Here is a 10,277-nt window from a genome sequence, read left to right on the forward strand (position 1 = left end):
GGATGCGTATCGGCAATGACCGGGCCCAGGACGAGCCGCATATCGATCTGGTCCCCCTGATCGACGTGATCCTCGTCCTGATCATCTTCTTCGTGGTCACCACTACCTTCGACGCGCGCTCCACGCTGCAGCTGCAGCTGCCGACCGCCAGCCAGCAGAACACGGCCGAGCCACCGCGCTCGCTGAGCGTGCTGGTCAACGCCGAAGGCCGTTATTTCATCAACGACCAGGAAGTGCTGCGCACCGATGTCGAATCGGTCAAACAGACCATCGCCGCCGTGGCCGGCAGCGATCGGACCCAGACCGTGCTGCTGCGCGCCGACGCACGCACCCCGTACCAGGCCGTTGTGACCGCCCAGGATGCCCTGGGTCAGCTCGGCTTCCGCCGCATCGCCATCGCTACCGCGCCGGAGGTGCGTCCATGAACAAGAAACATGCCCCGGTCTGGCCCATCTACAAGCGCCTGCTCGGCTATACCCACGCCTACTGGACCTTCATGGTGGCCGCGGTCATCGGCATGGTGGTCGAAGCCCTGGCCGGGTACCACTTCAGCAAGCTGATGGAGCCGCTGGTCAACCGGGGCTTCGTCAACCCCGAGCCGCGCATGGCGGTGATCCTGCCGTTGACCATCCTCGGCCTGTTCGTGGCGCGCAGTGCGGCGACCTTTGTCAGCGATTACGCACTGGCCCGGACCGGGCGCAGCGTCGTGCGCGACCTGCGCGAGCAGGTGCTGGAAAAGTACCTGCATCTGCCGTCCTCGCATTTCGACAGCGAGTCCACCCCGGTGATGGTCAGCCGGCTGAATTTCGATACCGAACAGGTCACCCAGGCCAGCGCGGACGCGCTCAAGACCCTCGTCGCCGATACCCTGACCATCATCGCCATGCTCGTGGTGATGCTGCAGATGAGTGTCAAGGTGACCGTGGCGATGCTGGTGGTGGTGCCGCTGATCGGCGTGATCGTCTCCTTCGTGGGCAAGCGCTACCGCCGTATCAGTCGTGGCATCCAGGACGGCATGGGCAGCATGGCGCAGACCGCCGAGCAGTCGCTGGCCGCGCAGCAGGAAGTGAAGGTGCATGGCACCCAGGCGCATGAAATCTCGCGCTATTCGCGCCTGGCCAACCGCATGCTTGGCCTCAACATGAAGGTGGAAACCACCCGCGCGGCGGCTTCCAGCGTGGTCCAGTTCCTGGCTGCGCTGGCGTTGGCGGTCATCGTGTGGGTGTCCACCCGCGAGGCGCTGGCCGGTCGTCTGAACGCCGGCCAGTTCATGGGCCTGATGATCTCGATGACCGCGATCATTCCATCGTTGCGCCGCCTCACCAGCGTGCAGTCGTCGATCGCGCGCGGTGTCTCCGCTGCCGAGCGCCTTTTCTCGATCCTGGACATGCCGGTCGAGCGCGACCAAGGGCAGAAGAAGATCGGCCGCGCGCGTGGCGAACTCTGCTTCGAACACGTGATGCTGCGGTATCGAGAAGACACTGGCGTGGCCCTGGACGACATCAGTTTCGTCGCCAGGCCCGGCACGGTCACCGCCATCGTCGGCCGTTCCGGCAGCGGCAAGACCAGTCTGATCCGGCTGGTGCCGCGCTTCTACGAACCCAGCGGCGGTCGCATCACCCTGGACGGCGTGGCCCTGGACGACTACCCGCTGGCCGACCTGCGTCGGCAGGTGGCCATGGTGGGGCAGAAGGTCATCCTGTTTGACGACTCGGTGGGCGCCAACATTGCCTACGGCATGGATGCCAGCGAGGAACAGATTCGCGCGGCGGCCGAAGCGGCCAATGCGTGGGAGTTCATCGAACGCATGCCGCAGCAGCTGCAGACCCCGGTCGGCGAGAACGGTGCGCTGCTGTCCGGCGGCCAGCGCCAGCGCCTGGCGATCGCACGCGCGATCCTGCGCGACGCGCCGATCCTGATCCTGGACGAAGCCACCGCCGCACTCGACAACGAGTCCGAGCGACTGGTCCAGGACGCGCTGCAGCGCCTCATGCCCGAACGCACCACGCTGGTCATCGCCCACCGCCTGTCCACCATCGAGCATGCCGACCAGGTGCTGGTGATGGACCATGGCCGCATCGTCGAGCGCGGCACCCATGAAGAACTGCTGGCACTGGGTGGCCTGTACGAGCACCTGCACAAGATGCAGTTCCGCGAAAGGCAGCCTTGATGGCGGCCAAGGGCACGCGCACGCCGTCGTACTGGTACGACGGCAGCACCATCCCGTTCCCGGCACGCCTGCTGGCACCGGTGTATGGCGCCGTGATCGCGCTGCGCCGCCTGGCGTATCGGCGGCGCTGGCTGAAGCGGCAGGCATTGCCGGTGCCGGTGATCGTGGTCGGCAACGTCACCGCCGGCGGTACCGGCAAGACCCCGCTGACCATCGCGCTGGTCAACCGCCTGCGCGAGGCCGGCTGGAAACCCGGCGTGGCCAGTCGCGGCTATGGCCGTGAAGAACCCGGCGTGGCGCGCTGGGTCGATGCCGGCACCGCGACCGCCGTGGGCGGCGACGAGCCGGTCCTGATCGCGTGGAAAACCGGCGTGCCGGTGCGCGTGGATGCCGACCGCGTGGCGGCCGGCAGGGCGCTGATCGAGGCCGGCTGCGACGTCATCGTCTGCGACGACGGCCTGCAGCATTACCGGCTGGCGCGGGATATCGAAATCGAAGTGGTCGACGCCCAGCGCCGCTACGGCAATGGCCGCCTGATCCCGGCCGGGCCGTTGCGCGAACCGGCCAGCCGCGCCCAGGACTGCGATTTCCGCGTGGTCAACATGGGCCAGGCCAGCGACGGTATCGCCGCGCAGCCGGCCTGCGGCTTCGGCGAATGGCCGATGCAGCTGCACATCGACAGCGCCCAGCCGCTCAGCGGCGGTCGCGCCCGCAACCTGGTGCATTTCCGCGGCCAGCGCGTGCATGCCGTGGCCGGCATCGCCCACCCGCAGCGCTTCTTCGACATGCTGCGTGCGCATGGCATCGGCGTGGTGCCGCACGCCTTCCCCGACCACCACGCCTATCAGGTATCGGACCTGCGCTTTGGCAGCGAGCTGCCGGTGCTGATGACCGAGAAAGACGCAGTCAAGTGCAAGGTCTTCGCCAACGAATGGCACTTCGCCGTGCCACTGGCGGCTGATCTGCCGGCCGCGTTCTGGGTGAGTCTGCTGGACCGTCTGGACAAACTCGGCAAGCGTTGACGGCCGCGCCTGCCTCCCCGTAATCCGCGTCACTGCCGAGAGTTTCCGCATGAGCCAATCCGTCGATTTCGTCGTCGCCATTCCGGCCCGTTTCGCCGCCTCGCGCCTGCCCGGCAAGCCACTGCGCCTGCTCGGCGGCCAGCCGCTGGTGCTGCGTGTTGCGCAGCGCGCGCTGCTGGCCGGCGCGCGCGAGGTGTGGGTGGCCACCGATGACGTGCGCATCGCCGATGCCCTGCAGGGCCTGTCCAGCGTGCGCGTGGCGATGACCTCGGCCGACCACGCCTCCGGTACCGACCGTCTCGCCGAATGCGCGGCCCAGGCCGGCTGGAGCGACGACACGGTGGTGGTCAACCTGCAGGGCGATGAACCGTTCGCGCCGGCCGAGGGCATCCTCGCCGTGGCCGAAGCACTGGTCTGCAGCGGGGCGGAGATGTCGACCCTGGCAACGCCGGTGGAGGACGCCGAAACGCTGTTTGACCCGAACGTGGTCAAGGTGGTGCGCAAACAGAACCTGGATGCGCTGTACTTCAGCCGCGCGCCGATCCCGTGGCACCGTGATGCCTTCGCGCGCTCGCGCGACAGCCTGTCTGGCGCGCACTGGCTGCGTCACATCGGCATCTACGGCTATCGTGCCGGCTTCCTGCGCCAGTTCGCCGCGCTGCCGCCGGGCACGCTGGAACAGCTGGAGTCGCTCGAGCAGCTGCGCGCGCTGGAAGCCGGTCACCGGATCAGCGTAGCGCTGAGCCCGGCCGCGTTCCCGCCGGGCATCGATACCCCCGAGGACCTGGCCCGCGCCGAGGCCTGGCTGGCCGCGAACCCCTAAGCGGACGGCGGGGCCGGGGCGCCTGCCGCCGCATTTCTGGCGCGGCACGACGATTGCATGACGCCGACTCCGGCATAATCGGGGCATGAACGTACAGCCTGTCCAGGACCTGCCCGAATTTGCCACGTGGCTCAATGCGCCACCCACCACGCTGACCGAGCTGCGCGGCCGGCCGGTGGTGCTGGCCTTCGTCAATTCTGCGTCGGTGTGGTGCGCCCAGCGTCTGGCCGATCTGGCCCAGTGGCAGTCGCGCAACCCCGGCAAGCTACAGCTGCTGATCGTGCAGGTGCCGCGGTTCGACTGCGAGCGCGACCCGGGACAGGCGTTGAAGCTGCTGCGCCGCCAGGGTGTCACCGCCCCGGCGCTGCTGGATTCGGACTGGGATGGCTGGCGCCGCTTCAACGTGACCGCGTGGCCCACGCTCGTACTGCTCGATGCGCAGGGCCGCGAACGCGACCGCCTGGTCGGCGTCGGCGGGGAACTCGAGCGTGCGCTCAATGCGCTGTGCGAAGACGGTGCGCGCGTGGCCGACAACGATCTGTCGCTGGCCCGTGAACTCCACCCGGAGCCGCGGCTGCCGCTGCTGTTCCCGACCGCGCTGGTGGTGACCACCGAGCGCCTGTACATCGCCGACAGCGGCCATCATCGCGTGCTCGAGTGCAGCCACGGCGGTCGCGTGCTGCGCCAGTTCGGCCTGGGTACCGCCGATTTCATGGACGGCGGCCCCGGTGAAGCGGCGTTCCACCGTCCGCAGGGCCTGGCCCTGGAGCGCGAGTGGCTGTACGTGGCCGACACCGGCAACCACGCCCTGCGCCGCATCCATCTGCTCAGCGGCCAGGTCGATACCTTGTGCGGCACCGGCCGTCCCGGCGAGCCGACCGAGGGCGTGGTCGAGCAGCCGCGCCAGACCGCCCTGAACCACCCGCAGGGGCTGGCGGTGGCCGACAACCAGATCCACATCGCCATGGCGGGCGACAACCGCATCTGGAGCTACCACCTTGGCCAGCGCAGTCTGAAGTGGCGCGCCGGCTCCGGTGCCATCGACGAGCGTGATGGCAGCGGCCATGTCGCCGCCTTCGCCCAGCCGACCTCGCTGGCGGCGGTGCAGCAGGTGTTGTACGTCTGCGACGCGCTCGGTTCGTCGATCCGCGCGATGCAGCTGCGGGGCGATCTGGTGCAGACCCTGGTTGGCCAGGGCATGTGGTCGTTCGGCGAACAGGATGGCCCGCGCACGCTGGCGCAGCTGCAGTATCCGCAGGCCATCGCCTTGAGCCCGGATGCGCCGCTGCTGTGGATCGCCGATGCCGGCAACGGCCGCCTGCGCACGCTGCGCCTGGGCGGCGGTGAACTGAGTACGCTGGAACTGCCGCGTCGCCTGCATGGCCCGGCCGGTCTGGCGCTGGGCGGTGGCGCGGTCTGGATCGCCGAGACCGACGCGCATGCCGTGCTGCGTTTCGACCCGGTCAGCGGCGTACTGAGCGACGTGCCGATCACCGAATGACTGCGTCCTCCGCTCCGGCCTTCGATGGCAAGGCATTCGCGGCCCACCTGAGTACCGCGCCCGGCGTCTACCGCATGTACGCCGCCGACGACAGCCTGCTGTACGTCGGCAAGGCGCGTGCGCTGCGCAATCGCGTTGGCAGCTACTTCAACGGCACGCCCAAAACCACCCGGATCATGTCGATGCTGTCGCAGGTCGCGCGCATGGACGTGACCGTGACCCGTTCGGAGGCCGAAGCGCTGCTGCTGGAAAACCAGCTGATCAAGTCGCTGTCGCCGCGCTACAACGTATCCCTGCGCGACGACAAGACCTATCCACAGGTGCTGCTCACCCGCGAAGACTGGCCGCGTATCGCGCTGCATCGCGGCCCGCGTGCGGTACCGGGGCGCTACTACGGCCCGTATCCGGGCGTGACCGCCGTGCGCGACACGCTCAACCTGATGCACAAGCTGTTCAAGCTGCGCAGCTGCGAGGACAGCGTGTTCCGCAACCGCTCGCGGCCGTGCCTGCAGTACCAGATCGGCCGCTGCAGCGCGCCCTGCGTGGACCTGGTCAGCGCCGAGGACTACGCCGAATCGGTGCGCCGCGCGTCGATGTTCCTGGAGGGCAAGAGCGACCAGTTGGCGCGCGAACTGGGCACGCAGATGCAGGCCGCCAGCGAAGCGCTGGAGTTCGAACAGGCCGCGCGCCTGCGCGACCTGGTCACCGCGTTGCGCAGCATGCAGACGCGTCAATACGTGGATGGCCGCGCCGCCGACCTGGACGTGCTGGCCTGCGCCACGCAGGGCGCCAATGCGTGCGTGATGCTGCTGGCCTTCCGTGATGGCCGCAATCTCGGCACGCGCCCGTTCTACCCGCGCACCAATGGCGAAGAAAGCGCCGAGGAAGTGCTGGCCGCGTTCGTCTCGCAGTACTACGTGGAGCACTCGCCGCCGCGCGAAATCCTGCTCGACCGCGAGATCCCCGATGCCAGCCTGATCGAGTCGGCGCTGTCGGCCTCGGCCGAATACAAGGTGCAGTTGAAGTGGAACGTGCGCGGCGAGCGCGCCGGCTATGTCGAGCTGGCCAGCCGCAACGCGCAGATCACCCTGGTCAGCGAACTGACCAGCCGCAGCGCCCAGCACGCGCGCAGCGAAGACCTGCGGCAGATGCTCGGCTTGGCCGAGCAGGTCAAGCGCGTGGAGTGCTTCGACATCAGCCACACCATGGGCGAAGCCACGGTGGCCTCGTGCGTGGTCTTCGACGCCAGCGGCCCGGTGCGCAGCCAATACCGCCGTTTCAACATCAGCGGCATCGAGCCGGGCGACGACTACGCGGCGATGCGCCAGGCCATCGAACGCCGCTTCCGCCGCGCGGTGGAAGAAGACGGCGTGCTGCCGGACCTGCTGCTGATCGACGGTGGTGCGGGCCAGCTCGGCCAGGCACAGGCGGCGCTGGCCGACCTGGGCGTGGAAGGGGTGATGCTGGTCGGCGTGGCCAAGGGCGTGGAGCGCAGGGCAGGGCACGAGGCGCTGGTGCTGCCCGATGGCCGCGAACTGCGGCCGGGCGCGGCTTCACCGGCCCTGCAGTTCATCCAGCAGGTCCGCGACGAAGCCCACCGCTTCGCCATCACCGGCCACCGGGGGCGCCGCCAGAAGGCGCGCATGACCAGCAAGCTGGAAGACATCGCCGGCATCGGCCCACGCCGACGCGCCAGCCTGCTCAAGCATTTTGGCGGTCTGGTCGGGCTCAAGGCCGCCGGCGAAGCCGAAATCGCGAAAGTGGAGGGCATCAATGACGCCCTCGCTGCGCGCATCTACGCTAACCTTCATGGACTGCCCACGCCCGACGCGGCGGGCGAGTAGAGAGATGCGATGAAGTTGACCCTCCCCACCTGGCTCACCCTGCTGCGGATCCTGATGATCCCGGTGCTGGTACTGGTGTTCTACCTCCCCTACAAATGGACCAATTTCGCCTCCGCGGCGATCTTCGGCCTGGCCGCGATCACCGACTGGCTGGACGGCTGGATCGCACGGCGCTACGACCTGGCCTCGGCTTTCGGCGCGTTCCTGGACCCGGTCGCCGACAAGCTGATGGTGGCCGTGGCGCTGTTCCTGATCGTGCAGGGGCATCCCACTGCGTGGATGGCGGTGTGGGCGGCGGTGATCGTCGGCCGTGAAATCGCGGTCTCGGCACTGCGCGAATGGATGGCCGAGATCGGCCAGCGCGCCAAAGTGCGCGTGGCGCTGATCGGCAAGGTCAAGACCACCGCGCAGATGGTGGCGCTGCTGTGCCTGCTGTATTCGGTGGCCCCGCACACGCCAATGAACGAAATCTGGATGGGCATTCCGGTGTTCCACATCGGCGACTGGACCCTGGCGATCGCCTCGATCCTCACCCTGTTCTCCGGCCTGCAGTACCTGCATGCTGCATGGCCGAGCCTGCGTGAGGACGAGCGCGCGGCGCGCGAAAACGCGCGTGCGAAAAAGAATGGCTGAGGACTGTTGACACCTGCGCATTTGGTTGTAGAATTTCGCCTCCCAAGCGGGAATAGCTCAGTTGGTAGAGCGCAACCTTGCCAAGGTTGAGGTCGCGAGTTCGAGTCTCGTTTCCCGCTCCAGATACGGTCTCCACCGGCAATCGATCGCCGTGTGGTGCAACGAAAAAAGCGACCTTCGGGTCGCTTTTTTCGTTTCTGCTGTTCGCGCTTACGGTCTCTGGCTGGCGTCCATGCGGTTGCAGTCGTCGTCCACGCCAAACCTGTCCTGATCAACGCGCACGCAGCGCGGTTGTATCGTCTCCGCTGCGAACCCACGCCTGTCGCCCAGCGCCACCCTATGGCGTCCAGTTCACCGCTGGATTCAAGTGCGTCCAGTCGACTCTGTAGCAGCAACGGATCCAGCAGCACCGCGTGGTCATCGCGGGCGCTGCCGATGCGGCCGCGCCCAGGAACAGCCCGGTGGCCATGAGGGCAGCCCGCACGGTGGTCTTCATCGACCTCCTGCTGCGCGCGCGTTGCACCAGGTGCGCACGTCCTCGCGATCGAATCCGCGGCAGGGATTGCCCACGCGGATATACACGTACGGCGCCGCGTCACGGTAGGTGAAGTGGTAGTAGTAGTGGCGGTCCTTGCCATACAGCCAATAGTTCGAGGAACCCTGGTTGATGACATAGGGCTCGAAGGTGAAGATCGACGATTCCTGGGGAATGACGTTGCTCCGGTCAAGCAGCAGCATCATCGCGTTGGACGCCAGGTTCGTCGCCACACAACCGATGACCACGCCGGCGAACAGCGCAGCAAGGAGGTAAGGGGCGATTGTGGACAGGCGAGGCGTCATGCCCCGGATTCTCACATGGCCGCGCATCGTGTCGGCGGCACGCTTCATACCCACTTCACCAGCACTTCATGGCCTCCCCGCCGGCCCCACGGATCCTGTGCCCCTCGCTTCCGCAGGACGTCATACGCATGGACATTTCTTCTTCGGCCTACGACTGGGACCTTGTCGTGATTGGCGCCAGCTTCGCCGGCGCCGCCTGTGCGCTGGCCGCCGCGCAATACGGGCTGCGCGTGTGCGTGCTGGAGCGCAAGACCGACCCCGGCGCGCGGCTGCATACCACCGGCATCATCGTGAAGGAGGCGATCGAACAGACCTGGCTCGGCCGGGCACCCGCAGAACTGCTGCAGCGTGTGGAACGCGTGCGTCTGTACGCGCCAAACCTGCGCAGCGTGCTGCTGGCCGCGCCCGGGTACTACTTCATGACCACCGACACCGCCAACCTGTTGCGCTGGTTGTCTGCCGAATTGCGCGGCAACGGCGTGGAACTGCGTCTGGGGCAGGCGTTCACGCAGGCGCAGCGCGACGGTGACGGCTGGCGGGTAAACGGGGCAGGGCGGACGCGCTACCTGATCGGCGCCGACGGCGCGGCCTCGCGCGTGGCCCAGCGCACGGGCCTTGGGCGGGTGCAGGACAATCTCTACGGTGTCGAACAGGAATTTGCCGGCGTGCAGCTCGCCGAGGCCGGCGCGCTGCACTGTTTTGCCAGCAAGCGCTTCGCGCCGGGCTACATCGGCTGGGTCGCGCAGAATCCCACCGGCGTGCAGGTGGGCCTGGCACTGCGCCACGATCCGGCCAACGCACGGCAGCCGGATCTGGACGGTTTCCTGCAGCACGTGCGCAGCGTGGTTGGCCTGCCGACCTCCGCCCGGCCCAGCGCCACGCGTGCCGGCTTGGTGCCGTGCGGGCTGCCGGATGGGCCGATCACCGCGCCCGGGGTGATCCTCACTGGCGATGCGGCGGGAATTGTTTCGCCGCTGTCGGCCGGCGGCATTCATTCCTCGTGGCGCCATGGCTGGGCCGTCGGCGATGCAGCGGGGTTGCACCTGCGAGGCAAGGGGCCGGCGGCCGAAGCCGTCGCCCAGCAGGCCGCCCCCACGTTCCGTCGCAAGCGCCTGATGCGCTGGGCGATGGATCACCTGCAGATGGACTGGCCGCTCAACCTGCTGCTGCAGTCCGGCGCCATGCGACGGACGGCGGAGGAGGTTTACTTCCATCGGCGTGGCATGCGGGTGGGCGCGTAGCGGATGAAGCATCCGACCCCCCTTCTGCTGAACGAGGCTGTTGACGGCGTGAAGGAATCCCGACACAATAGCGCTCCTTCGACGCAGGTCGGTGGGCCGACAGCCTCCAGCGCCTAACGGTGCGGTGCAGTCGGGGCAAGCGAAAGTCTGCGGGAATAGCTCAGTTGGTAGAGCGCAACCTTGCCAAGGTTGAGGTCGCGAGT

General features: G+C 67.8%; 9 protein-coding genes and 1 tRNA gene. 9 read left to right on the top strand and 1 reads right to left on the bottom strand.

The annotated features are described in order from the left end of the window. Positions 1–2: 2 nt before the first annotated feature. The 8 genes from NR101_RS13580 (at position 3) to NR101_RS13615 (ending at position 8,115) form a co-directional block, all read left to right on the top strand. On the top strand, positions 3–425 hold the full coding sequence (locus NR101_RS13580) for a biopolymer transporter ExbD (protein ID WP_256776175.1): 423 nt from the start codon (positions 3–5) through the stop codon (positions 423–425). Further along, positions 422–2,170, top strand: coding sequence for a lipid A export permease/ATP-binding protein MsbA (msbA, locus tag NR101_RS13585; protein ID WP_256776174.1), 1,749 nt, complete (start codon positions 422–424; stop codon positions 2,168–2,170). Before NR101_RS13580 ends, msbA begins: the two co-directional genes overlap by 4 nt. Beyond that, complete coding sequence (gene lpxK / locus NR101_RS13590; RefSeq protein ID WP_256776173.1) at positions 2,170–3,192, top strand: tetraacyldisaccharide 4'-kinase; 1,023 nt, start codon at positions 2,170–2,172, stop codon at positions 3,190–3,192. The genes msbA and lpxK overlap by 1 nt, the downstream gene beginning before the upstream one ends. 49 nt (positions 3,193–3,241) lie before the next feature. Then, on the top strand, positions 3,242–4,015 hold the full coding sequence (gene kdsB, locus NR101_RS13595; protein ID WP_256776172.1) for a 3-deoxy-manno-octulosonate cytidylyltransferase: 774 nt from the start codon (positions 3,242–3,244) through the stop codon (positions 4,013–4,015). A gap of 85 nt (positions 4,016–4,100) precedes the next feature. After that, entirely contained in the window at positions 4,101–5,516 is a 1,416-nt protein-coding gene (locus tag NR101_RS13600) for a hypothetical protein (protein ID WP_256776171.1), read from the top strand. Further along, on the top strand, positions 5,513–7,360 hold the full coding sequence (gene uvrC / locus NR101_RS13605) for an excinuclease ABC subunit UvrC (protein WP_256776170.1): 1,848 nt from the start codon (positions 5,513–5,515) through the stop codon (positions 7,358–7,360). Before NR101_RS13600 ends, uvrC begins: the two co-directional genes overlap by 4 nt. Before the next feature lie 9 nt (positions 7,361–7,369). After that, positions 7,370–7,993: a CDP-diacylglycerol--glycerol-3-phosphate 3-phosphatidyltransferase gene (pgsA, locus tag NR101_RS13610; RefSeq protein WP_256776169.1), complete on the top strand. Its 624-nt coding sequence runs from the start codon at positions 7,370–7,372 to the stop codon at positions 7,991–7,993. Between the two features lie 46 nt (positions 7,994–8,039). After that, positions 8,040–8,115 (top strand) — tRNA-Gly (locus NR101_RS13615). Between the two features lie 370 nt (positions 8,116–8,485). Here the strand turns inward: NR101_RS13615 and NR101_RS13620 are convergent. Beyond that, positions 8,486–8,881, bottom strand: a complete 396-nt coding sequence (locus NR101_RS13620; RefSeq protein ID WP_256776168.1) for a hypothetical protein — start codon at positions 8,879–8,881, stop codon at positions 8,486–8,488. Between the two features lie 80 nt (positions 8,882–8,961). Here NR101_RS13620 and NR101_RS13625 point away from each other — a divergent pair, with 80 nt between their 5' ends. Beyond that, on the top strand, positions 8,962–10,074 hold the full coding sequence (locus NR101_RS13625; RefSeq protein ID WP_256776167.1) for an NAD(P)/FAD-dependent oxidoreductase: 1,113 nt from the start codon (positions 8,962–8,964) through the stop codon (positions 10,072–10,074). Positions 10,075–10,277 lie beyond the last annotated feature (203 nt).

The sequence above is a fragment of the Stenotrophomonas sp. Ste86 genome (genome assembly GCF_024519465.1).
Lineage (GTDB): Bacteria > Pseudomonadota > Gammaproteobacteria > Xanthomonadales > Xanthomonadaceae > Stenotrophomonas.